Source organism: Shimia sp. R9_2, assembly GCF_017743735.1.
In the GTDB taxonomy this organism is placed as follows: Bacteria; Pseudomonadota; Alphaproteobacteria; order Rhodobacterales; family Rhodobacteraceae; genus Shimia.
Genome location: NZ_JAGHRO010000004.1, coordinates 217,614 through 239,519, shown reverse-complemented (window position 1 = coordinate 239,519; position 21,906 = coordinate 217,614). Strand labels below are relative to the sequence as shown.

Genomic DNA, 21,906 nt, shown 5'->3' with positions numbered 1-21,906 from the left:
GGCAGTGCAGCGCTCAGAAGTGGCAGTACAAAGGCTTGTTGTTGGCCTGATGCCGCTCGATCATCTTTTTGACCTGCTTGCCTTTTTCCGGAATGTGCCGGGCCGAAATAGGCTTGAAGTCCGGTTGGCAAATCTCTGGGAACAGGCTTTGGATTTCCGCGCGGCCCTCAGGGGATAGTGCCTTGAGCGCCTGCGGGCCGGTGTAAAGGCTTTCTGAGGGCGCACCGTTGGACCAGACCACCTGATGGCTGTCAAACAGGATATGCCAATACTCCAGACCCTCCGTGGTGTCGCCCACCACCTCAATGCCATCCATCGGCAGCAGTTTTTGCGCGGGGATCAGCACGTCTTTGGAGCCGAACATGCGCATGGCAACCTTTGAGGACACCAGAAGGCGGTGCTGCGGGGAGACCTGCAAATCCTGTTTCGGGTATCCCAGCCCCAGCGCGTTGGCGCGGATCAGGATCGGCTTAAGCTTGGGCATGGCACGCAGCTGCGCCGCGGTGACCTTGCGCGAGCCAATCCAGCGGATCGGTTCATAATCACAATCATAGGTCAGGACCATGTCGCCCACCTGCAGGCTTTCAATTGGCTTGGGACCAAACAGGGTGTCAATCAATGTGCCGGTGGTGAAGCAGGGCACATCGACAAATTCGCCGCTGGCGTTTGTGGGGCCGGTGACGATCTGATCCACGACAATTGTGTTTGAGCCGCTGTCGTTCCACGCGGCGGCCACCGCTGCGGAGTTCACAGAGAGCCCGTTGAAGAGCTCCAGCGGCTCCAGCGCGCCGCCGTTGGACTTCACACCAGAAAGCGTGACCGTGCCGTCCGGGTCCACCTGCAGCCGGAAGATGGGGTTTGCGGCGGTGCCGTTGAGCTGCCAGATTTCTGGCGTGTCGCTGGCGTAGCGGTCGCCATCGGCAAATCTGACGGTCTGGCCAGCGGTCGCAGCGGTCTGAAATTGCAGCTCCGTTGCCGCGCCACCGGGGCCGCCGACAAACAGATTAACCCCGTTGATCTGCACATTCAGGCTGTTGTCGAGCCGCACAAAATCAATGACGAAACCGCCATTGGGCGTCGTATCCGTGAACGTCGTGGAGTTCCCCCCGACGATACTAAAACTAGGCATCTAAAAACACTTCTCACAGGGCAGACACCCGATCTTTGTCGCTTCTCAACAAGGGTGCCTGTTAACCAAAATTCTCAAAAACCTGAGGTTCTCCTCGGTTTCTGGGAAAAAACTACTAATCAATTCGGGCGAAATTTAGATAATTTGAGGCGCATGCCATGGCGATTGTAGCACATTTTTAGCGAGACCGCATGGCGTGTTAGTCGACCCTGCAAACGCAGGTAAGCCGCCCTTGCAGGAGGCCAGGACGGGCGCGGGCTTGGGGTCCATGCAGCGCTGAAGAGGGTGGTGATCCGGGAAGGATTGTGTCGCGTGCGCAATGACGCTGGGTGGTCAGTAATGCGCCTTGAGTGCGCGGCTGTAAGGCGCTGATCGCACAAGAAGAAACGGCCCTGCCGGGGCAGAGCCGCTGTTGTTTTAGCTGGCTTTTTTCTTGGGGGCGTCTTCTGCCCGATCTTCTGGGGGGGTGTCCTCAGATGTTGGCGTGTCCGGAGCGGCGGCGGGCAGGGCGGTGGGCATGGTCTTTTCCCAAAGTTCGCCTTCGTGTTCGCCGGTTTCCAGCGCGTCCGCCACCACCACGCGGTTGCGGCCCTGCGCTTTGGCCTGATAGAGCGCGTCGTCCGCGCTGCGCAGCAGCATCTGCGGCAGGGTGCCATGCGCCGGATAGGTTGCGATGCCGACTGAGATGGTGATGCGCGGCAAGGTCTTTTCGCCATAACGCACTTTGATATTCTCCACCGCGCGGCGCAGGGTTTCGGCGCGCTCTTGAGCGGTTTCAAGATCGCTGTTTGGCAGAACCACGGTGAATTCTTCGCCGCCGGGGCGGCAGGCCACATCGTCGCGGTCACAATCCTGCTGCAGCACCGAGCCAACCGCGCGCAGCACCATGTCGCCTGCGTCATGGCCGTGGGTGTCGTTGAACTTCTTGAAGTGGTCCACGTCGATCGCCACCACAGAGAACGGGTCCGTGCTGCGCTGGCTGTCGCTGATGGTTTTGCGCAGGGTTTCATTCATATGGCGGCGGTTGAACAGGCCGGTGAGCGGGTCGCGCACTGATTGGTCATGCAGCTCGTCGCGCATGCGCACATTGGCAATCGCCATGGAGATCTGTTCCGAGCACATCTGCGCCAGATCGCGGTTGGCGTGAAACACCTCGGCGTCTGCGCTCTTGGCGCGCAGATGCAGCAGGCCAACGGTTTCGCCATGCGCCAGAATGGGGAAGCAGAAATAGGGGTGGTCGTTGTGGGGCTCAGCATGGGAGCAGGTGAAGTTGATTTCGCTGTCGCCAAATTCATAGGTGCGGCCACGGCGCAGGCCCCAGCATTCATCGGGATGAATGTGATCCTTGTGCTCACCACCGTTCCAGCTGGCCCAGCCATCCAGAACATCGCGGGAGTTGGAATAGACGTAAATGCTGCCCTCAGAATCCGGCAGGATGTGGGTCATGAAGCGTTTGACCATATCAAACAGCTCTTCCAGAGAGCGGCTGGATTGCAGCCATTCGTTCAGCTCGCCCAGCAGTTTGACGTTTCGCGCCAGCTTGAGCTGTTCGTTCAGCAGATCTTTTTCTTTGGCGCTGCGGTTGGTGAGGGTCTGATACTGGCGGCGATTGGCGCGATAAAGCAGCACGGCCACGATGCTGACCGTGGCAATGGCCAGCGTGGTGAGCGCGGTGAGCAGTACACGGACGCGGAACAGGAAGCTTTTGCGCACATCGGTGATGTCGGTGTAAAATTCAAGCGCCCCGATCACCCGGCCGTTGGAAATAACCGGTTCATAGAGTTCCGCCACCTCATGCGTTGCGACATCTTCTGACAGGGCATGTAGAGCCAGCCCGTCAATCTCAGAGGCAGGTTTTTGCTCGCGACGGTAGGAGGTGATCCCTTGCATGATTTCATCTGCGGGGAAGGTATCCGCGTCCGACAGACCTCTTTCTCCGGGGCGAGTGGACCAGACCACAGTGCCCTCGGTGTCATAGATTTTGAAGCGGTACACATCGGAAGCTTCGGGGAGAAGTTCGAAATAGGTGATGTTGTCGCTTGTCAGCTCTCCATACAGGAAGGTGCGGGACGGGTCATCAAGATGCAGGACCACGCGGCGGTGCCAGAGCTCTGACTGTTTGCGCAGGTCGGCCTCCATCAGTTTCTCAACGATGGGCACAGAGACCTGCATCACGCCAAACAGGGCGGCAGCAGCCCCGGAGAGGCCAAAAAGGGCGGTGAAAGAGATCTTGGCGAGCGTGCGCATAGGGGTGGTCCTAGAGTGAGGTTCGGGGCGAGTGTCGCAAGAAAGGTTAAGTGTTCGGTAAAACCCGCTCCGGCTTTCAACCGACAATTTGTTGCAAAACAGGTGGGGATTTTATCGGCTAGGCGCTGCAATTGGCCCATGACACGCCTGCCACCTTGCCCCCCTAGCGGCTCTACGCTATCACCCTGATCTGAACCGGAATGAGGCTAAGAACATGCGCGCGGACGCTCAGAACACAGTTACAGAGATCGAGAAATCCCTGACCCTTTTGCGCCAGCGTATGGATTGGGAAACGGCTGCCTATCGCTTGGAGGAATTCAACGCGCGGGTGGAGGATCCGGACCTCTGGAATGACGCCGAGGGCGCGCAGAAGCTGATGCGCGAGCGTCAGTTGCTGGTGGACGCCATGGACACGGTGAAATCCATCGAAACCGAACTCTCTGACAACGTCGAGCTGATCGAGCTTGGCGAGATGGAAGAGGATGATGAGGTTGTGGCCGAGGCCGAAGCGGCGCTGAAGGCGCTGGCGGAGAAGGCTGCGGAGAAAGAGCTGGAAGCGTTGCTGGATGGCGAGGCGGATGGCAATGACACTTTCCTTGAGATCAACTCTGGCGCGGGTGGCACGGAGAGCTGTGACTGGGCCTCGATGCTGGCGCGGATGTATGTGCGCTGGGCGGAGAAAAAGGGCTATAAGGTTGAGCTGCAGTCTGAGACCGCGGGCGAAGAGGCGGGCATCAAATCCGCCGCCTACAAGATCTCCGGGCACAATGCCTATGGCTGGCTGAAATCCGAAAGCGGTGTGCACCGTCTGGTGCGGATTTCGCCTTATGACAGCGCTGCCAAGCGCCACACGTCTTTCAGCTCGGTCTGGGTCTATCCGGTAGTGGATGACAACATCGAGATCGAAGTGAACCCGGCCGACATCCGTGTGGACACCTATCGCTCCTCCGGTGCCGGTGGTCAGCACGTGAACACCACGGACTCTGCGGTGCGGATCACCCACATGCCGACAGGCATTGTGGTGACCAGCTCGGAAAAATCGCAGCACCAGAACCGTGACATCGCCATGAAAGCGCTGAAATCGCGGCTGTATCAGATGGAGCTGGACCGTCGGAACGCCGACATCAACGCGGCGCATGAGGCCAAAGGTGACGCGGGTTGGGGCAACCAGATCCGTTCCTATGTGTTGCAGCCCTACCAGATGGTGAAAGACCTGCGCACCAGCCATGAGACCAGCGACACCAAAGGCGTGCTTGATGGCGATCTGGACGGGTTTATGGCGGCCACTCTGGCGATGGATGTGGCGGGCATGAGCCGCGCGGACGCGCAGGCGGACGACTGAGCCTGACCTTGCGGGCGTGAGCTGCGCTGAGCGGGAAAGGAGGGGCGTTGCCTCTGCCACCGCAAGCGGTGGCCACCCCAGGATATTTGAGGAATGAGAAGACGGCGTGTCCTTTGAGGGTGCGCCGTTTGCGCTTTGAGGCTTGCGGTTGTGGGCGGATCGTGCTGCGATTGCCTTGGAGGGTGAAAGCAGATGAGCGATTTTCTCGATTGGGATGCAGGGGTTCTGAGTGCGGCGCTGCGGGAGGGGCGGTTGACCGCTGAGGCGGTGATGACGGCCACGCTGGAGCGGATTGCGGCGCGCAACGGTGCGGTGAATGCGATTGTGGATCTGCGCGACACAGAAGCGCTTCTGGCGGAGGCGCGCGCGGCGGATGAGGTGCCTTATGAGGCGCGCGGCGCGCTGCATGGCATGCCCATGGCGATCAAAGCGCTGGCCCATGTGAAAGGCACGCGCAACACCGAAGGCAGCCCCTTGTTTGTCGAGCGGATCTCGGAGGCGGACAGCGCCTTTGTGGCGCGGATGCGGGCGGCGGGTGCGATCTTTATCGGCAAGACCAATGTGCCGGAATTTGGCCTTGGCAGTCACAGCTACAATCCGGTGCATGGGGTCACACGCAATCCGTTTGATGCCGCCCGCACCGCCGGGGGCAGTTCCGGCGGGGCCGGGGCGGCGCTGGCGTTGGGGCTGGTGGCGCTGGCGGATGGCAGTGACATGATGGGCTCGCTGCGCAATCCGGCGGGTTGGAACAATGTTTACGGCTTTCGCCCCAGCTGGGGCGTGGTGCCGCGGGAGGTCGGGGCGGAGAGTTTCTGGCAGCAGCTCTCCACCATTGGCCCGATGGGGCGCAGCCCGCGCGACTGCGCCTTGCTGCTCAAGGTGATGGCGCAGGCAGAGCAGGGCGTGCCCTTCAACATGCCCGCGCAGGACTGGGAGGTGCCTGAGCTCTGCGCCGCTGACGGTCTGCGGATCGGCTGGCTGGGGGATTGGGGCGGCGCGATGCCCATGGAGGAGGGCATTCTGCCGCTCTGTGAGGCGGGGCTGACGGTGCTCGCGGGCGCGGGGGCGGAGATTGCGCCTGTGGATCCGCCCTTTGATGCGGAAGCGATGTTTCAGAGCTGGAGCGCGTTGAGGGCCTTTGCCCTGGCGGGGGAGCTTGCGCCGCTCTATCAGGAGGAGGCAACCCGCGAACGGCTGAAACCCGAGGTGCAATGGGAGGTGCGGCGCGGCATAGAGATGGACGCCATGGCGCTGCATCAGGCCACCCGTGTGCGTTCCGCCTGGTTTGCCGCTGCGGCAGAGATGTTTGCGCGGTTTGATGCGGTTGTCCTGCCGGTGGCGCAGTGTTTCCCCTTCCCGGCGGAGTGGGACTGGCCCAAAGACATCGGCGGCCAAGAGATGGACACCTATCACCGCTGGATGCAGGTGATGGTGCCCGCAAGCCTGTTGGGGCTGCCCGCGATCAGCGTGCCGGTGGGCTTTGATGGGCGCGGATTGCCCATGGGAATGCAGATCATTGGCGCCAAAGGGGCCGACCGCAAGGTGCTGGAGATTGCGCAGGCCTACCACGGTGCAACCCACTGGCCGCAGCAGCATCCGCCGCAACCGCGCGAGGTTGGGGCAGCAAGCGGTTGATTTGACGCGGCAAAGCCGCTTTCATGGCAGGTGGCGGAACAGGCGCGGGGAGGGCGCATGTCTGAGGAGAGCACTTTTGGTGGTGAGGCACCAAACACCCAAAACACAGCCACGCAAAGCACGGCCACGCAAAGCATAGCGATAGAGGAAACCAAGCTGTCTGCCGCGCGCTCTGCCAATGGCGAGCGCGAACATGGCGCGCCGCCTTTGGGCGCGGTGCGCTTTGCGATGCTGGGCGCGGCCTTGCGGCTGGGTCTGCGGGATTTTGTGAAAAAGCCGGTCTACGGGCTTGGATTTGCGCTGTTTTACGTGTTGGGCGGCTGGGCCATGGTCTGGCTGACGCTGGCCAGTGGGCAAAGCTACTGGCTGACCTTTGCGGCGATTGGATTCCCGCTGTTGGGGCCGTTTGCGGCTGTGGGGCTTTATGAGGTATCGCTCAGGCTGGAGCGCGGCTGGGAGATGAACTGGCCGTTGATTGCCGGGGTGGTGATGCGCCAGAGCAAGCGGCAGTTGCCGTCGATCTGTGCGGTGATCATCATTGTGTTTCTGTTCTGGTTTTTCCTTGGCCATATGATCTTTGCCCTGTTTCTGGGGCTTTCGGTGATGACCAATGTGTCAAGCTCGCTGGAGGTTTATTTCACCGCTAATGGCATGATGATGCTGGGCTTTGGCTCGGTTGTGGGCTTTCTCTTTGCGCTGTTGCTTTACATGATCACGGTGCTGTCGCTGCCGCTGCTGCTGGACCGTGAGCTGGATTTTGTGACCGCGATGATCACCAGCTTTCAATATGTGCAGAGCCATTTTCTGGTCATGCTGATCTGGGCCGGGATGGTGGCCGGGCTGACCTTTGCGGCGATGATCCCCGGCTTTCTCGGGCTGTTTGTGATCTTTCCTGTGGTCGGGCATGCGAGCTGGCATCTTTATGCGCAGATCAAGGCGGCGGGGGCGGCGTAAACCACCTGCCTCTCAATCCTCTCAGTCCACTTGCCCCTGTTCGCGGCCAAGGGCCTGCAACTGCGTCCTGAGCCCTTCGGTGGCGGCGTGCCCGCTTTCCAGAGCATAGACATAGGCCTGCGTGAGGTAGAAGCCCTGCGCGTCCATGTCAGGCGCGGCATTTGCGGCCTCCTGATAGAGCGCGACGAGGGCTGCTGCGTCTTCGCCTGCATGGGCCGCCAGAAGGCGCTGGTGCAGATCGCTCATTCCGCAGCGGCGGGAGTGGCCGGCGCGCGATGTGCCATCATGCGTGCGGCGACCCAGTCATGAAAGCAATGGGTTGGCCCATCCATGGCCGGAGAGAAGCGGCCGCCGTCAAAACCCGGGGCATGGCGGCCTTTCTGCATGCCTTCCACCACAAAGATGTCCTCTTCAAAGACCTCTTTCCACTGGGCGGCGTTTTGCGCGCGCAGGGCGGGATCGGTCTCTGAGGCGGCATAGTAGAGATGCACATGTTCGCGGGTTTGGTCACAAGAGACCGGCTCCAGCACGATGGCAAAGCTGTGGTCGCGCTGGGCGCCCAGAAGCACATTGGGGTAAAGCGCGACATATTCCGCACCCTCATCCCAGAAGGCAGGCAGATCGGCAAAATCAGGGAAACAGGTTCCGTCCTCAGCCTTCAGCTGCCGGTACACATGGGTGCCTTGGCCGGAATAGTGGCTGGGGACGGTGATGTTGTAGTGATCTTCCAGCCGGGAATAGCTGTTCAGCCCCGGATGCACCCATGGCAGGTGGTAGCTTTCACAGTAGTTTTCGACCGCAAGCTTCCAGTTGGTCTGCACATCCAGCGTGAAGCGGCTCTCTGCGCCGCCGTGATGTTGTGGTTGATCCAGTGCGGCCCAGCGGGTGATGAGATCGGCATGGACCTCCTCAAAGGGTGGCGCGGTGCCGTCGATGTTCACAAAGACCACGTCGCGCCAGATGTGGCTGCGCACTTCGATCAGGCCAAGGGTGCTCCGGTCGATATCGGCGTGGGTGTTCTGCCCCGGGCCACCCACATGCGGGGTCGTCACAAGGCGGCCGTCGGTGGCGTAACACCAGCTGTGATAGGGGCAGCGCAGCGCGCCCTCGATCTTGCGTGGCTCCTCCACAAGGATCATGCCCCGGTGGCGGCAGACATTGTTAAAGACCCGCACAACGCCGGCCTTGTCGCGCAGCAGCAGGAGCGGCATGCCGAGGAAATTGACCGGCTTGGCATCCCCGGGCTCGGGCACATCGGCGGCAACGCCGAGACCGGCCCAGGTGGATTTTAGGAGCGCCTCTGCCTCTTCCTCAAACAGGGCAGGGCTGGTGTAGTGCCTGTTGGGCAAGCCTTGGGCCTGCGCCACAGGCGCGCGCACCTTGTGCAGCGCTGTGGCCGAGGGGGGCGTGGGGCGGCTGTTGGACATGGCGGCACTCCTCCTGATCATAGTGATCAGTCTAGGCCCCGCTCTCAGCGGCGCACTGGCCTGTCTGCGACCTTTGATGACGGAGACAAACCAGTCTGACTACCCGATGCTGGGCCTGGGGCTGGCTTAGGCGTGCGCGCGTCAGCTAAAGGGCGTGCCCAGGCGCAGGTGGCGCTGGTGCATCTCGGGGATCTCGCTGAGGGGGACATAGCCGGTGCTTTTGGCCACTGCGCGCACGTCAGAGAAGGAGCCGTTTATCTTTTCATACACCAGCCGCGTAACCCGGCGTTTGATCACATTGTCCCGTTCGGGGCGGGCGGAAAATCCGACCCAGACATTTTGCTGCAGGGCGCTCGCGCGGCTGAGGTAGTTGAAGACCGTGGCGATGTTGTTGCGGTGGGAGATGGTGAAATGCACGCCTTCTTCCTGAGGAATCAGCACGCCGCGGAATTCGCGGATGGGGCTGTTGGTGGGCAGGGCCAGATCCCGCATGATGCTGCGGCTGGCATAGCCGCGGATGAAGGCAAACCCGTCCCGCCGAAAGACATAGACCAAGCCGTTCATCACCAGATCCGTGTCCAGAAAGCTGCGGCGGCTGAAGCGGTAAAAGCCTGAGGGAAAGCGCTCTTCGCTCACCGTGTCAGGCTTGGGGCCGACAAATTCGTCCAGAAACGGATGCTCCCGCCCGATCTGTGCTTTCTTTCGGCGAACAAACGGCCCCAGCAGCGTTTGGGCGTCAACCTCAAAAAAAGCGCAAATTTGAGCTAGAATTTCAGGACGGGGAAAACTCTCGCCAGCGAGGTAGCGATTGAACTGCGTCCGGTTGATGCCAAGCTCACGGCAGAGACCGGAGATCGAGCGGTAAGGTTTTGTCAGTTCACGCAGATTGCGGCCGAACGTCTGACGCAATTCGGCTGGGGACAGTTCCAGATCATTCTCAGAATTGATGTTCTTCACAGTGCTCTTTCATTGATCATTGTCAAATTAAGTAGTTACCGAGGACACACTCATTCAATTTTCGCTGGATTTTACCCAACATCAGACGCTAACGTGAGGCAGTTGATGCATATTAGCGTCAACTTTGCGCCAGAATGGCGCGATTACAAACCCTGACGGCCAGAAGGCAGTATTTAATGGGGGGCGCCTGTGTGCAAGCCCCCGCCAGGACGAAAGGAAATGTGTGTGACTACACGGGGTAAATGGGACTATTGGGGAGTACGGGATGCTCGGTTTGGTACTTTGGAGCAATCCAAAGCGCCGAAAGGCCCTGATCTGGTGCGAAGATCAAAGAGATCTTGCGTATTTTGATGGGGCTGACGAAGGCGATAACGTTGCCCAATTTGGCACAGGGGACACTTCGGTGGTGCCAGTTGTGGGTGATATGTTGATTTTTGATATCTGCAGTAGCAGCGAAATGCGCCGCGCAATCAATGTGCGGGCTTTGGCTAACGGTGCAGTGGACGATCTGATCGCGCGGCTGAAAGCGGCCGGGCGTCGGGCAAGTGGCGCGGATATTGACGCGCTGGTGGCAGAGTCTGCCGCCAACAAGGACAATGTGGTGAGCTTCCCGTCTGGGGCGCGCTCACGCAATCCGGCACCAAATCTGGTGACGGTCGGTTAAGGCAATCGCGCCCGTGGGGGAGCGGTCTGGTCAGAAAGCGTCTGGTGTGGACCAAAGTTTTCTGGCCGGATCAGCGGGTCGATGCCGAGGAATTCGGAGGCGGGATCCTCCGTTTACTGCGACCACTCACGAACCAAAAAGGGAGGCAAGCTGCCTCCCTTTACTGTTTTCACCTGTGAGAATGTGGCGGCGTTATTCCGCGCCGCGGGACAGGGCCGCAACACCGGTGCGCGCCACCTCAATCAGGCCGAGCGGGCGCATGAGCTCTGCAAAGGCGTCAATTTTCTCAGGCGCACCAGTGAGTTCAAAGACAAAGCTCTCCAGCGTGCTGTCCACCGCATTGGCGCGGAAGATATCGGCCAGACGCAGGGCCTCCACACGTTTGTCGCCGGTGCCTGCCACTTTGAAAAGCGCCAGTTCACGCTCAACAGAGGGGCCTTCCACGGTCAGGTCATGCACATCATGCACCGGCACGATGCGGCCCAGCTGTGCCTTGATCTGTTCGATCACCTGCGGTGTGCCGGTGGTCACAACGGTGATGCGCGACAGCTTGCCGGTGTGATCCACCTCAGCCACGGTGAGGCTCTCGATGTTGTAGCCACGGCCGGAGAATAGGCCAATCACACGCGCCAGAACGCCCGGCTCATTGTCGACCAGAACCGCCAGTGTGTGCGCTTCCTGTGTGTCCGAGAAATTGGGACGTAGGTTGTAGGCAGAGTGGCTCGTGGAGCCTTTCTTGATTTTTAGAGCAGCCATGATCTTTCTCCTTACACCAGTACCGCGCCGCCGGCCTCGATTGCGCCCTGCGTGCTGGCTTCGCCCAGAAGCATTTCATTGTGCGGCTTGCCTGATGGGATCATCGGGAAGCAGTTCTCGTGTTTCTCTACCAGACAGTCAAAGATCACCGGACCGTCGTAGTTCAACATTTCCATGATCGCCTCATCCAGATCATCCGGGTCAGAACAGATGATGCCTTTGGCGCCAAAGGCTTCGGCGAGCTTTACAAAATCAGGCAGCGCCTCAGACCAGCTGTGGCTGTAGCGTTCGCCGTGCAGCAGTTCCTGCCACTGGCGCACCATGCCGAGGCGCTCGTTGTTGAGGATGAACTGTTTCACCGGCAGGCGGAACTGCACCGCGGTGCCCATTTCCTGCATGTTCATCAGCCAGCTGGCCTCACCTGCCACGTTGATCACGAGGCTGTCGGGATGTGCGACCTGCACACCCACGGACGCCGGTACACCGTAGCCCATGGTGCCAAGGCCCCCGGAGGTCATCCAGCGGTTGGGATCTTCAAAGCCGAGATACTGCGCGGCCCACATCTGGTGCTGACCAACCTCGGTGGTGATATAGCGGTCGTGGTCTTTGGTCAGGGCCTCAAGACGCTCCAGCGCGTATTGAGGTTTGATGACTTTGCCTTCCTGCGTGTACTTCAGGCATTCGACCTTGCGCCAATCGCTGATCTGGCCTTGCCAGTTGGCAATCGCCTCGCGGTTCACAGTGCGGCCACGGGCTTTCCAGACTTTCAGAATGTCGGTCAGCACGCTTTCCACATCGCCCACAATCGGGATGTCCGCCTTGATCACTTTGTTGATCGAGGAGGGGTCGATGTCGATATGCGCTTTGATGGAGTCTGGCGAGAAGGCCGAGATCAGGCCGGTGATGCGGTCGTCAAAGCGCGCGCCGATGTTGATCATCAGGTCGCAGTCATGCATCGCCATATTTGCCTCATAAAGACCGTGCATGCCAAGCATACCAAGCCAGTTCTCACCGGACGCTGGATAGGCACCCAGCCCCATCAGGGTGGAGGTGATCGGAATGCCGGTGGCATCCACCAGCTCACGCAGCAGCTGCGAGGCCTTCGGGCCGGAGTTGATCACCCCGCCGCCGGTGTAAAACACCGGACGCTCTGCCTTTTCCATCGCCTCAACCAATTCATTGATCGCAGTGATGTCGCCTTTGGTCTGCGGCTCATAGATCGAGGTGTCCGACTTCTCCGGGGCTGTGTAGGTGCCGGAGGCAAACTGCACATCTTTGGGGATGTCGATCAGCACAGGGCCGGGGCGGCCGGAGCGCGCCACGTGGAAGGCCTGATGCAGGGTTTCGCTCAGGGTTTCGGTCTCTTTGGCGAGCCAGTTGTGCTTGGTGCAGGGGCGAGTGATGCCCACGGTGTCTGCTTCCTGAAAGGCGTCAGAGCCGATCATGAAGGTTGGCACCTGTCCGGTGAGCACAACGATTGGAATGGAGTCCAGCAACGCATCGGTCAGGCCGGTCACCGCGTTGGTGGCGCCGGGGCCGGATGTCACCAGCGCCACACCCACCTTGCCGGTGGAGCGGGCATAGCCCTCTGCCGCATGCACCGCGCCCTGCTCGTGACGCACGAGGATGTGGCGGATGTCATTTTGCTGAAAAATCTCGTCGTAAATCGGTAGGACGGCTCCCCCCGGATAGCCAAAGACTGTGTCCACACCCTGATCCTTCAGGGCTTGAACAACCATTTTTGCTCCGGTCATCTGACGTGTCATCACTCTCTCCGTTACCGACGTCATTTCACATTCGTTGCGCACAAAAAAACCCCCGCTTTTGGCGAGGGCGCATGGGGTACCATTATGGTGTCCGTTACCGGCCCATGCGCCAATTTCTTAGAATGACGACTAGCTGTTGCATTGCGTCGGTCCTCAAGTTGGGTTCCATTGTGTTCGAACCGGACCTTATGTGTGCTGCACAGCGGCGTCAACCGCGAATGGTAAGAGAAATGCATATTTTGGGTCGAAAATCTTTTCATTTGTTGCGCGGAGTGCGGGTCTCCGTGAAATTTGAGGAAAAATCATGGGTGCATTTCAACTGATTCAGATCACACCGTTTGTTCCGTGCCGCAATTTGGAGCGTCAAATCGGCTTCTATCGGGATGTGTTGGGCTTTGAGCTGGGCTTTCAGGCGGAGAACTACGCCTTCCTGCGGGCAGGGCCCGTGGCGATCCGTTTGATTGAGGTGGAGGAGGGGGAAGACCTCGCTGCCGCGGGCAAGGAGACTTCCTTTTATATCGATGTGGTTGGCATCGACGCGCTTTATGAGCGGCTGCGCCCGCAGCTTGAGACTTTGGCGGAAGGCCGATTGCGCGCGCCCTTTGATCAGGATTACGGCCAGCGCGAATTCCACGTGAAAGATGAGGATTGCACGCTGGTGTTCTTTGGCGAGGCTATTGCGGGCTGAGCTGCTGTTATAGCCCGACGCCGGTGCCTTGCAGCACGCCGTGTTCCATGGCGTAGCGCGTCAGGCCTGCGGTGGACGAAATCCCCAGCTTGCGTTTGATGTTCTTGCGGTGGGTCTCCACTGTGCGCACAGAGATGTTCAGATCAATCGCAACCTGCTTGTTGGATTTGCCCTGCGCCAGTTGCAGCAGAACGGTCTGCTCGCGGCTGGTGAGCGGTTCGCGCCCTTCGCCATCCGCAGGCGAGAGCGATCCGGCCGCACCGGTGCAGAGATAACGCTCGCCCTGCATCACCGCATCAATCGCGGTTTTGATTTCCTCGGTGGGCACATCTTTGAGCACATAGCCCATCGCACCATGGCTGAGGGCGGTGTTGATATACTCGGGGCTGTCGTGCATCGACAGGATCAGTACCCGCAGATCCGGGTTCATTTCCAGCAGCATCTCGGTGGCGGTCAGCCCGCCGATCTCCGGCATGTTGAGATCCATCAGCACCACATCAGGCGCAAGTTCCGCAATCTGATCCACCGCTTCGCGCCCATTGGAAAGCGTGCCCACCACGGTGATGTCATCATAGCTTTCCAGAATGCTCTCGATGCCTTCGGCGACCATCGGGTGATCGTCTACAATCATGACTTTGGTGGCGGGGCTGTCGGAAGGGGCGGTCATGCGCGGGCCTTTCTACTGTTGTCGGTCCCCTCGCTTTCAGGGGGGAGAATGTGACTTAGCGGGACTTCTGCCACAATCACGGTTCCGGTGCGAGATGAGAATATGCGCAGGGTGCCTTCCAGCTGCTCGACCCGCTCCTGCATATTGCGCAGGCCAAGCCCGCCGCGCTCTGAGGGCGGGGCATCCTGAGGCAGGCCGCAGCCATTGTCGGCGATGCGCAGGGTGGCACCGCTTTTGTGGCCGCGCAGATCCATGGTGACTTTGCTGGCGCCGGAGTGGCGCTCGACATTGGTCAGCGCTTCCTGCGCGATGCGATAAAGTGCGATCTTGGATTCCTGATCGAGCCGGTTGCGGAACACCACGGTCTGGAAATCCACCTCAATGCCGGTGCGCGCGGCATATTCATCCGTCAGCACCTTCAGCGCGGGCCCAAGGCCCAGATCATCCAGCACACCGGGGCGCAGATCACGCGAGATGCGGCGCACCTCCTGAATGGCACCTGACAGGTGGTCGATGCCTTTCTCCAGCGATTGCAGCCCCCGTTCATCGCCGGATTTCACCCGCCTGCGGGCGCTGTCGAGCGCATAGCGCACGCCCACCAGCAGCTGGGAAATCCCGTCATGAAGCTCACGCGCCACGCGTCCGCGCTCTTCTTCCTGAGCGTCAAACACCCGCTGGGTCAGCGCCTTCAGCTTGGTGTCCGCCAGCCTGCGCTCGCGCACGGTGATCACAAAGCCGGAAAAGAACACCAAAAGCAGCGCGGCCACGGTGATCACGAGGATATAGAAGGAGGTGCGCTGCACGCGCTCTTCCACATCCGCCCGCGCGGCGGCCACGCTTTCCAGCACATCGTCAATGAACACCCCTGTGCCGACCACCCATTGCCAGTCCTGCAGACCCACCGCATAGGTGACCATGCGCGCGGTTTCATTGGTGCTGGGTTTGGTCCAGTCAAAGCTGTGATAGCCGCCGCCAGAGCGCGCGATCTGAATGAGCGGATCCGTGATTTCCGTGCCGTTGAGATCGGTCAGCCCCCGCCAGTTCTTGCCAATCAGATAGGTCTGGCGCGGGCTCACCAGATTGGTGCCCTCATAATCAAAGACAAAGAAGTAGCCGTCCTGACCATAAAGCATGGAAGACAGGATCTGGGTGACCGACAGCTTGGCCTGATCATCATCCGGCGCGGCGCGGCCATAGATGTTCACAAAAGCGGTGCGGGCAATCGAGATGTAGTTTTTCAGCTCTGCCTTCTTGGCTTCGATCAGCTGGGATTCCAGCGCGCGGATTTCACGCTCGGCCAGTTGCCGTGATTGGTTGGCCACCAGCACGGAAATCGCCGCCACCGCCAGCAGAAGCGGCAGGGTCGCCAGCAGGAAGAGCTTTTGCCCGTAGGAGGGGCGCAACAGAGACAGGAGGAGGCGCATACCCGATTCGTTACGGAATTTTTGCAGCGAATCAAACCCAAGAATCACGTGATACAACCTATGCGTACAGAGATTCGCAGGCTGTTAACCCCAGACTGGCCAGTATTTTTTACCATTTGCCGCATTTCTACGCGGTAGTGGGTATTTCTTCTACGTAGGGGCAAGGCTAGGCTCTCCCCACTTCAACGATCCGCTCGGACTCTCTGGAGGGAGGGCCGGGCTGAACAAATTCTGGGAGGAATACATAAATGGATCGTCGTTCTTTTCTGAAGACTTCTGCTCTGGGCGGCACCGCAGCCGCGGCAACCACTCTGGCCGCACCTGCATATGCTTCCGGCAAGCGCACCCTGACCATGGTGACCTCTTGGGGTCGTGGCCTGGCAGGCGTGTTTGACGCCGCGCAATACGCTGCAGACACCATCACCGCGATGTCTGACGGTGACCTGACCGTGGAAATCAAAGCAGCTGGCGAACTCGTTGGCGCATTTGAAGTATTTGACGCCGTGACCGCAGGTCAGGCCGACATGTACCACGCCGCTGACTACTACTTCGTCAGCCAGCACCCAGGTTACGCCTATTACACCTCTGTTCCGTTCGGCATGACCGCACAGGAACTGGTGAACTGGTACTACCACGGTGAAGGCGCGGCTCTGCATGACGAGCTGGGCGAAATCTTCGGTCTGAAATCCTTCCTCGCAGGCAACACCGGCGCGCAGGCAGGTGGCTGGTTCTCCAAAGAGATCAACGGCCCGGAAGACTTCCAAGGTCTGAAGTTCCGTATGCCAGGTCTCGGTGGCCAGGCGCTGGGCAAAATGGGTGCATCTGTTCAGAACCTTCCAGGTTCCGAGGTGTATCAGGCGCTGGCATCCGGTGCGATCGACGGCACCGAGTGGATCGGCCCATGGGCTGACGAGAAAGCCGGTTTCCAGGAAATCACCAAGTTCTACTACACCGCAGGCTTCCACGAGCCAGGCGCGGGTCTGTCCCTGGCGACCAACCGCGAAGTCTTTGACAGCCTGTCCCCTGCGCACCAGAAGATCATTGAGACTGCAGCAGCAGCGTCCCACCAGTGGAACCTCGCTCAGTTCCTCAACAACAACGGTGCCGCGCTTCAGCGTCTGCAGGCCGGTGGCGTGAAAACTCTGGAATTCCCAGACAGCGTTTGGGACGCCATGGGTGCAGCTGCGAAAGAGACTCTGGACAGCTACATGGACGACGATCTCTTCGTGAAAATCCGCAGCTCGGTCGAAGCAAGCATGAAGGCTTCTTCTGGCTGGCTGGTGAAATCTGAAGGTGTGTATCGCGCTCAGCGTGACCGCATCCTGGGCTAAGCCCATCTATCGCTAAAGACATTGACCCCTCGGTACTCACTCCGAGGGGTCTTTTTCTAAAATCTGTCCGGCGGTCTGGCGGTGCCGTCTTTTCGAACAATAAGGGGATGAGGGGACAATGCTGGACGGTCTGGTCTGGTTTTTTTCCAACATTGGCCAAGCTTTTGTGAACGCCGCTTACGCGATCACACATCCAAGCAGCTGGCTGAGCTGGATAGGCGGCCTTGAAACCACCGAGGACAAACAGGCGCTGATGCGCTTTGTCTACTACGGTGGCTCGGTCGAGTTTTTCTTTGTGGTGTTTACACTCTTCCTGATCGTGACCGCGGTCGGGTTCTGGCGGAACGGCTTCATGTGGGGCTGTGTGCGCGTGCTGGAAGGTCTTGCCAACTCGGTGGGCCGTTTCTTTGCATGGGCGGGCCTTCTGATGGTGCTGCAGCAGATCGTGATCGTTTTCATGCAACGGATCTTCACCGTGGCGGAAATCTCGCTGATCTGGAAGGCGGACTGGCTGACAGCGGATGTGAGCTGGTGGGCGGAAGAGCTGAAGCTCTATAACGCCATGATCGTCTGCCTCTGTGCGACCTACACCTTTGTGCAGGGCGGCCACGTGCGTGTGGACCTTGTCTACTCCACGATCAGCCACCGCGCCAAACGTGTGATCGACATGCTGGGCTCGCTGATCTTCATGATGCCAGCGGCTGTGCTGACATGGATGTACGGCTGGTTCTTCATGTGGCGCCACCTTGTGACACCGAAGGTTTCGGCGTCTGACAAGCTGACACTGCTGGAGAAAAAGGCGCGTATCCTGAAATGGAACGTGGAAACCATTGGCTTCTCGCCAAACGGGTTTAACGCCTATTTCCTCTTCAAAGTGCTTCTGGTGCTCTTCGCCGGCATGGTCTTCTTGCAAGCCATCGCCTTCTTCTACCGCTCCTTCCTTGAATTCAAAGAAGGTGCAGGCAGCGCAGGCAAATACCTCGACCGCGACACGCTGGGCGAAGGTGAAGAAGCCTACGAAGGCACACACTGATCTAAGGGGCAGAACTTATGCTATTTGGACTTGATGGGGTCGAGGTCGGCCTGATTATCGTCTTCCTCTGCCTCTTTGGGGGCATTCTTTCCGGCTTCCCGGTGGCCTTTGCCATTGGCGGGGCAGGGGTGATCTCTTTCGGGATCATTGCTGCGCTCGACAGCGCCGGTATTCTCATTCACCAGGCCATTGATACGGGCTCGGCCATGTATGGCGATCTGATCTCGCAAGGGATCAAGGCTGATACAATCTCGATCTTCCGCTACCCGGACTTGCCGCGCATTGCGGAACCGGTGTTCCCGGGCGGTTGGGAACAGGCCATGGACCGCAACCTGAGCTTCATCGTGAACCGGATGAACGAGCGTGTGCTTGCCGGTCAGTCGATTGAGACCCTGCTGGCGGTTGTGATGTTTGTTCTGATGGGCATCACGCTGGAACGCTCCAAGATCGCAAACGATCTGCTGACCACAATGGCGCGCGTCTTTGGCCCGCTGCCCGGTGGTCTGGCTGTGTCGGTTGTGGTTGTGGGTGCTTTCCTTGCGGCCTCCACCGGTATTGTGGGCGCAACCGTTGTGACCATGGGCCTTCTGTCGCTGCCAACCATGCTCAAGCACGGCTACAACCCGAAGCTGGCAACAGGTGTGATCGCAGCTTCCGGCACATTGGGGCAGATCATTCCGCCTTCCATCGTGATTGTTCTGCTCGGCACGCTGGCGGGCGACCTCTACTCTGCGGCACAGGAAAACCGTGCGCAGGTGGCAGGTTGTTCTGACGCGCTGACCTTCCTCGGCGAACCGGCGGTTGTCTCTGTGGGCACATTGTTCCAGGCGGCGCTGATCCCCGGCATTATGCTGGCGGTGCTCTATGGTCTTTATGCCTTTGGCTATGCCCTGCTGAACCCGAAAGAAGCGCCTGCCGTGGAATTCGGCGAAGCCTCTGGCGAAGCCGTCACCCGTGGTGAAAGCCTGACATGGTTCCTCGCGGTGCCTGCGGGACTGATCGCCGGTGTGATCCTGCTGGGGCAGGTGAACTTCATTGGCGACCAGAACGTCACCGTGGACAGCTTCTCTGATGCGGGCAAAACCGCAAGCCTGCGCACAAACGTGAGCGAGGAGTGCCGCGCCTCCATGATCGATCTGCACGGGCAGCTGGCGTGGGATACCGCCGTGGCCGAGCAGGCAGCGATTGATGAGGCCGGTGGTGTGGCAGAAGCCCGCGCGCTGACCGAGGACGAACGCGCCGAGCTGCGTGCCGAGAAGATCGCCGCAGCCGCGCCGATCGGCTCCGGTATCGCGATTGGCTTCCTGCTGCTGGCGCTGGTCATCACCACCGCACGTGGTGTGTCGCCAAGTGCCGACAGAACGCCTCTGATGGTTGGGGCGGCCGGCATCGTGCTGGCGCTGGCGGTGGACACGATCCTGATCTCGCCGGTGACAACACCGGGCTGGACGCTGATCTATCTGGCGATCCCGCTGGCGCTGACGCTGTATGGCGTGCGCTATGCGGCCGGTCTGCTGGGCAAGAATGATCTGTTGCGCGTGGTCTTCCCGCCGCTCGTGCTGATCATTGCGGTGCTTGGCTCGATCCTGGGTGGCATCACCAACCCGACGCCCGCAGCGGCGCTGGGCGCAGGTGGCGCGATCATGCTGGCGGCCTACCGCAAGCTGAAGGATCAGGAACGCTCCGGTGCGATCATCATCTGGGCCACATTTGCGGTGATCATCATGATCCTCGTTGGTGTGAACTTTGATCTGCGCGTGAACCAGGCTGAAGTCGAAGTCGAGAACTACATCGCCTTCTTCGTGGCCAAAGGGACCTACCTCTTTGCCATGTTTGGTCTGCTTTATGGCTGTTGGGTGCTGTTCCGCGGCAAGGTGCTGACACCGATCGTGCGCGAAACGGCCAAGGTGACCTCCATGGTCTTCACCATTCTGATCGGCTCCCAGCTGCTCAATCTGGTGGTGATCAGCTTTGGTGGGGAACACTATATCCAGCAGTTCCTGCAGTCCTTTGACAATGAGTTCAAAGTCTTCCTGATCGTGATGCTGGTGCTGTTTGTGATGGGCTTCGTGCTCGACTTTCTGGAGATCATCTACATCGTGATCCCAATTGTCGGCCCGGTCATCTACGGCGGCACCTTTGATCCGAAATGGGTGACCATCATGATCGCGGTGAACCTGCAGACCTCGTTCCTGACGCCACCCTTTGGCTTCGCGCTCTTCTATCTCAGAGGCGTGGCGCCCAAGGAGGTCACGACCGGGCATATCTACAAGGGCATCATCCCCTTCGTACTCATCCAGGTCGTGGGTCTGGCGATCCTGTGGTACTTCCCCTCCATCGTGACGATCCTGCCGGATCTGCTCGGCGGCTGAGGATAGCGACATTTGACAGAATATTTGGGGGCCTTCGGGCCCCCTTTTTGTTGGGGGGAGTTGAATGGTGCTTGAGGTGAGAGAGTTTGGGGGGAAGGTCGGCAACGAGCCCAATTTACCGGATGCTGCAGCCCCCATGAATGACCGCTTTTCTTGCAAAATTGAATTACACACTCTACTAATCGACGTGTTGAATCCTCAAGGTTTTACAGAGACGGGACTGCTGGAATTGGCACGACACGTTCACAGCCCACCAAAAGTAACTAAGCCGCAACTTGGCGAGGGGCCAAGTTGGTGGTCTCAATTCACTGGCATTCGTTGTCCAAATTGTGGTCGCCCTCAGCCTCCAGGACGAATGTCAGCTACTAACCCCAGTCGGGGCCATAACCGTTCTGATTTCCATATGTGCGGCGGTTGTGGCCGCTACCTCTTTCTTACCGGCGAAAGACGTCTCAGGCGATTTTTCTTGCTGCACCTTCCAGTGTTTTTCGGGGTCGGCCAAACAGGCTTTTCTGTTATCAGAAATATTGACGGCCTCAATATTTACCGTGGTGCAAGGGAAGCATACGAACCAAACTTCCTAGGCTTTCTCATCATCTGCGTCTCAATCTACATTGCTCTAAACCTTACTGGACGATTTGAAATTGTCGGCACCGCTACATCGCCTGAAACGGACAAACTTGATGCCCAAGGCGATCAAGAGAGCTGATCGCCCCACACTTGGCGTTACTCCAAAACAAGCTACAGAAGCGCACAGACACTGAACAGAAGATCGACAATGCGGTCATTGACGCAAATGCAGCGAAAGGTAGCAAAGTCCCGCAAAGCAGGCATTCTCAGGTTTAAAAGCGCCGCAATACGCCCATGTAAATTCGCGCCTGCTCAGCCAGCCATTGGGCTACCCAAAGCCCAATTCTCCCCTCACAGCGCCGAGCGCCCTCACACCTCAGCTCAGTACCGCGCCGCCCGGTTGATCAGGACAGACCCCATCACGTGATCGGTCAAACCCTGTTTGCGCGCGGTGGTGATCATCAAAACAATCGAAATGATCTGCAGGATCGGAAAGGCCACTGAGATGGTGAAACCCAGCGTGTGCAGGAAGGCCGCGCCAAGGCCAAAGCGCGCGCCGTCTGACTGGCGCAGCTCAATCGACATCAGGCGCATGCCCCAAGTGGCGGAGCCGGTGGCGATGGTCACCACGCGATAGGCAAACCCGAAGAAAAACAGCAGCGCCCCAAAAAACAGGATCCCGGTGAAGGCCGTGAACGGCAGCACCAGCACACAAAGCACAAAGATCACAGCGGTGTCGATCAACCAGGCCAGAAGCCGTTTGAAGGTCACGTCCTCATAAAACTCCGCCTGTATGTCAGGGTCGGGCAGGGCATAGCTGCGGGTGTTGGCGTTGTGTTGTGACATATCGTACTGTGTCATGACCCTCTCTCCGGGGTGAACATCAAAAACAGGCTACTTCAAAACAGCAGCGCGGAAGAAGCCTCCCGCGCCACGATTTTTAA

Annotated in this window: 19 protein-coding genes; 9 read left to right on the top strand and 10 right to left on the bottom strand. The window is 59.3% G+C overall.

From position 1 onward, the window contains the following. Positions 1–13: 13 nt before the first annotated feature. A complete protein-coding gene (locus J7400_RS12090) occupies positions 14–1,129 on the bottom strand; it encodes a Hint domain-containing protein (RefSeq protein ID WP_209063514.1) in 1,116 nt (371 codons plus the stop codon). 417 nt (positions 1,130–1,546) lie between these two features. Beyond that, the gene (locus J7400_RS12085) at positions 1,547–3,376 is read right to left on the bottom strand and encodes a sensor domain-containing diguanylate cyclase (protein ID WP_209063512.1); all 1,830 of its coding nucleotides are present in this window, start codon (positions 3,374–3,376) and stop codon (positions 1,547–1,549) included. A gap of 214 nt (positions 3,377–3,590) precedes the next feature. On the opposite strand from J7400_RS12085, the gene prfB reads away from it, so the two are divergent. The 3 genes from prfB (at position 3,591) to J7400_RS12070 (ending at position 7,307) form a co-directional block, all read left to right on the top strand. After that, a complete protein-coding gene (gene prfB / locus J7400_RS12080) occupies positions 3,591–4,718 on the top strand; it encodes a peptide chain release factor 2 (protein ID WP_209063510.1) in 1,128 nt (375 codons plus the stop codon). 192 nt (positions 4,719–4,910) lie between these two features. Further along, a complete protein-coding gene (locus tag J7400_RS12075) occupies positions 4,911–6,353 on the top strand; it encodes an amidase (protein WP_209063508.1) in 1,443 nt (480 codons plus the stop codon). Positions 6,354–6,581: 228 nt separating this feature from the next. Then, the gene (locus J7400_RS12070; RefSeq protein ID WP_209063934.1) at positions 6,582–7,307 is read left to right on the top strand and encodes a DUF2189 domain-containing protein; all 726 of its coding nucleotides are present in this window, start codon (positions 6,582–6,584) and stop codon (positions 7,305–7,307) included. A 21-nt stretch (positions 7,308–7,328) separates the two neighbouring features. On the opposite strand, the gene J7400_RS12065 is transcribed toward J7400_RS12070, so the two are convergent. From J7400_RS12065 to J7400_RS12055, 3 genes are all read right to left on the bottom strand, one after another. Then, a complete protein-coding gene (locus tag J7400_RS12065; protein ID WP_209063507.1) occupies positions 7,329–7,553 on the bottom strand; it encodes a hypothetical protein in 225 nt (74 codons plus the stop codon). Further along, positions 7,550–8,734, bottom strand: coding sequence for an aromatic ring-hydroxylating dioxygenase subunit alpha (locus J7400_RS12060; RefSeq protein ID WP_209063505.1), 1,185 nt, complete (start codon positions 8,732–8,734; stop codon positions 7,550–7,552). Before J7400_RS12060 ends, J7400_RS12065 begins: the two co-directional genes overlap by 4 nt. 141 nt (positions 8,735–8,875) lie before the next feature. Continuing rightward, complete coding sequence (locus tag J7400_RS12055; RefSeq protein WP_209063503.1) at positions 8,876–9,691, bottom strand: helix-turn-helix transcriptional regulator; 816 nt, start codon at positions 9,689–9,691, stop codon at positions 8,876–8,878. A 265-nt stretch (positions 9,692–9,956) separates the two neighbouring features. Here J7400_RS12055 and J7400_RS12050 point away from each other — a divergent pair, with 265 nt between their 5' ends. Beyond that, positions 9,957–10,355, top strand: coding sequence for a hypothetical protein (locus tag J7400_RS12050; protein ID WP_209063501.1), 399 nt, complete (start codon positions 9,957–9,959; stop codon positions 10,353–10,355). Positions 10,356–10,547: 192 nt separating this feature from the next. Here J7400_RS12050 and ilvN read toward each other — a convergent pair whose 3' ends face one another. Both ilvN and J7400_RS12040 read right to left on the bottom strand, forming a co-directional pair. Next, positions 10,548–11,111, bottom strand: coding sequence for an acetolactate synthase small subunit (gene ilvN / locus J7400_RS12045; RefSeq protein WP_209063499.1), 564 nt, complete (start codon positions 11,109–11,111; stop codon positions 10,548–10,550). 11 nt (positions 11,112–11,122) lie between these two features. Then, a complete protein-coding gene (locus J7400_RS12040; RefSeq protein ID WP_209063490.1) occupies positions 11,123–12,877 on the bottom strand; it encodes an acetolactate synthase 3 large subunit in 1,755 nt (584 codons plus the stop codon). Positions 12,878–13,181: 304 nt separating this feature from the next. On the opposite strand from J7400_RS12040, the gene J7400_RS12035 reads away from it, so the two are divergent. Then, the gene (locus tag J7400_RS12035; protein ID WP_209063488.1) at positions 13,182–13,565 is read left to right on the top strand and encodes a VOC family protein; all 384 of its coding nucleotides are present in this window, start codon (positions 13,182–13,184) and stop codon (positions 13,563–13,565) included. A gap of 7 nt (positions 13,566–13,572) precedes the next feature. On the opposite strand, the gene J7400_RS12030 is transcribed toward J7400_RS12035, so the two are convergent. Together J7400_RS12030 and J7400_RS12025 are read right to left on the bottom strand one after the other, a co-directional pair. After that, the gene (locus J7400_RS12030; RefSeq protein ID WP_209063486.1) at positions 13,573–14,232 is read right to left on the bottom strand and encodes a response regulator transcription factor; all 660 of its coding nucleotides are present in this window, start codon (positions 14,230–14,232) and stop codon (positions 13,573–13,575) included. Beyond that, complete coding sequence (locus J7400_RS12025; protein WP_209063484.1) at positions 14,229–15,656, bottom strand: cache domain-containing protein; 1,428 nt, start codon at positions 15,654–15,656, stop codon at positions 14,229–14,231. Before J7400_RS12025 ends, J7400_RS12030 begins: the two co-directional genes overlap by 4 nt. A gap of 248 nt (positions 15,657–15,904) precedes the next feature. On the opposite strand from J7400_RS12025, the gene J7400_RS12020 reads away from it, so the two are divergent. From J7400_RS12020 to J7400_RS12005, 4 genes are all read left to right on the top strand, one after another. Beyond that, positions 15,905–16,987: a TRAP transporter substrate-binding protein gene (locus J7400_RS12020; RefSeq protein WP_209063482.1), complete on the top strand. Its 1,083-nt coding sequence runs from the start codon at positions 15,905–15,907 to the stop codon at positions 16,985–16,987. A 118-nt stretch (positions 16,988–17,105) separates the two neighbouring features. Further along, a complete protein-coding gene (locus tag J7400_RS12015; protein WP_209063480.1) occupies positions 17,106–18,020 on the top strand; it encodes a TRAP transporter small permease subunit in 915 nt (304 codons plus the stop codon). Positions 18,021–18,037: 17 nt separating this feature from the next. After that, on the top strand, positions 18,038–20,392 hold the full coding sequence (locus J7400_RS12010; RefSeq protein WP_209063478.1) for a TRAP transporter large permease subunit: 2,355 nt from the start codon (positions 18,038–18,040) through the stop codon (positions 20,390–20,392). A gap of 64 nt (positions 20,393–20,456) precedes the next feature. Further along, a complete protein-coding gene (locus tag J7400_RS12005; protein WP_209063477.1) occupies positions 20,457–21,101 on the top strand; it encodes a hypothetical protein in 645 nt (214 codons plus the stop codon). A gap of 242 nt (positions 21,102–21,343) precedes the next feature. Here J7400_RS12005 and J7400_RS12000 read toward each other — a convergent pair whose 3' ends face one another. After that, positions 21,344–21,823 carry an RDD family protein gene (locus tag J7400_RS12000; protein WP_247738772.1) on the bottom strand — a complete coding sequence of 160 codons (480 nt, stop codon included), beginning with the start codon at positions 21,821–21,823 and terminating at the stop codon, positions 21,344–21,346. Between the last annotated feature and the right edge of the window lie 83 nt (positions 21,824–21,906).

What these genes read in the sequence shown, in the direction of transcription:
- J7400_RS12090 (WP_209063514.1), bottom strand. Translation starts at nt 1,129, where the DNA reads ATGCCTAGTTTTAGTATCGTCGGGGGGAACTCCACGACGTTCACGGAT.
- J7400_RS12085 (WP_209063512.1), bottom strand. Translation starts at nt 3,376, where the DNA reads ATGCGCACGCTCGCCAAGATCTCTTTCACCGCCCTTTTTGGCCTCTCC.
- prfB (WP_209063510.1), top strand. Translation starts at nt 3,591, where the DNA reads ATGCGCGCGGACGCTCAGAACACAGTTACAGAGATCGAGAAATCCCTG.
- J7400_RS12075 (WP_209063508.1), top strand. Translation starts at nt 4,911, where the DNA reads ATGAGCGATTTTCTCGATTGGGATGCAGGGGTTCTGAGTGCGGCGCTG.
- J7400_RS12070 (WP_209063934.1), top strand. Translation starts at nt 6,582, where the DNA reads ATGCTGGGCGCGGCCTTGCGGCTGGGTCTGCGGGATTTTGTGAAAAAG.
- J7400_RS12065 (WP_209063507.1), bottom strand. Translation starts at nt 7,553, where the DNA reads ATGAGCGATCTGCACCAGCGCCTTCTGGCGGCCCATGCAGGCGAAGAC.
- J7400_RS12060 (WP_209063505.1), bottom strand. Translation starts at nt 8,734, where the DNA reads ATGTCCAACAGCCGCCCCACGCCCCCCTCGGCCACAGCGCTGCACAAG.
- J7400_RS12050 (WP_209063501.1), top strand. Translation starts at nt 9,957, where the DNA reads ATGCTCGGTTTGGTACTTTGGAGCAATCCAAAGCGCCGAAAGGCCCTG.
- ilvN (WP_209063499.1), bottom strand. Translation starts at nt 11,111, where the DNA reads ATGGCTGCTCTAAAAATCAAGAAAGGCTCCACGAGCCACTCTGCCTAC.
- J7400_RS12040 (WP_209063490.1), bottom strand. Translation starts at nt 12,877, where the DNA reads ATGACACGTCAGATGACCGGAGCAAAAATGGTTGTTCAAGCCCTGAAG.
- J7400_RS12035 (WP_209063488.1), top strand. Translation starts at nt 13,182, where the DNA reads ATGGGTGCATTTCAACTGATTCAGATCACACCGTTTGTTCCGTGCCGC.
- J7400_RS12030 (WP_209063486.1), bottom strand. Translation starts at nt 14,232, where the DNA reads ATGACCGCCCCTTCCGACAGCCCCGCCACCAAAGTCATGATTGTAGAC.
- J7400_RS12025 (WP_209063484.1), bottom strand. Translation starts at nt 15,656, where the DNA reads ATGCGCCTCCTCCTGTCTCTGTTGCGCCCCTCCTACGGGCAAAAGCTC.
- J7400_RS12020 (WP_209063482.1), top strand. Translation starts at nt 15,905, where the DNA reads ATGGATCGTCGTTCTTTTCTGAAGACTTCTGCTCTGGGCGGCACCGCA.
- J7400_RS12015 (WP_209063480.1), top strand. Translation starts at nt 17,106, where the DNA reads ATGCTGGACGGTCTGGTCTGGTTTTTTTCCAACATTGGCCAAGCTTTT.
- J7400_RS12010 (WP_209063478.1), top strand. Translation starts at nt 18,038, where the DNA reads ATGCTATTTGGACTTGATGGGGTCGAGGTCGGCCTGATTATCGTCTTC.
- J7400_RS12005 (WP_209063477.1), top strand. Translation starts at nt 20,457, where the DNA reads ATGGTGCTTGAGGTGAGAGAGTTTGGGGGGAAGGTCGGCAACGAGCCC.
- J7400_RS12000 (WP_247738772.1), bottom strand. Translation starts at nt 21,823, where the DNA reads ATGACACAGTACGATATGTCACAACACAACGCCAACACCCGCAGCTAT.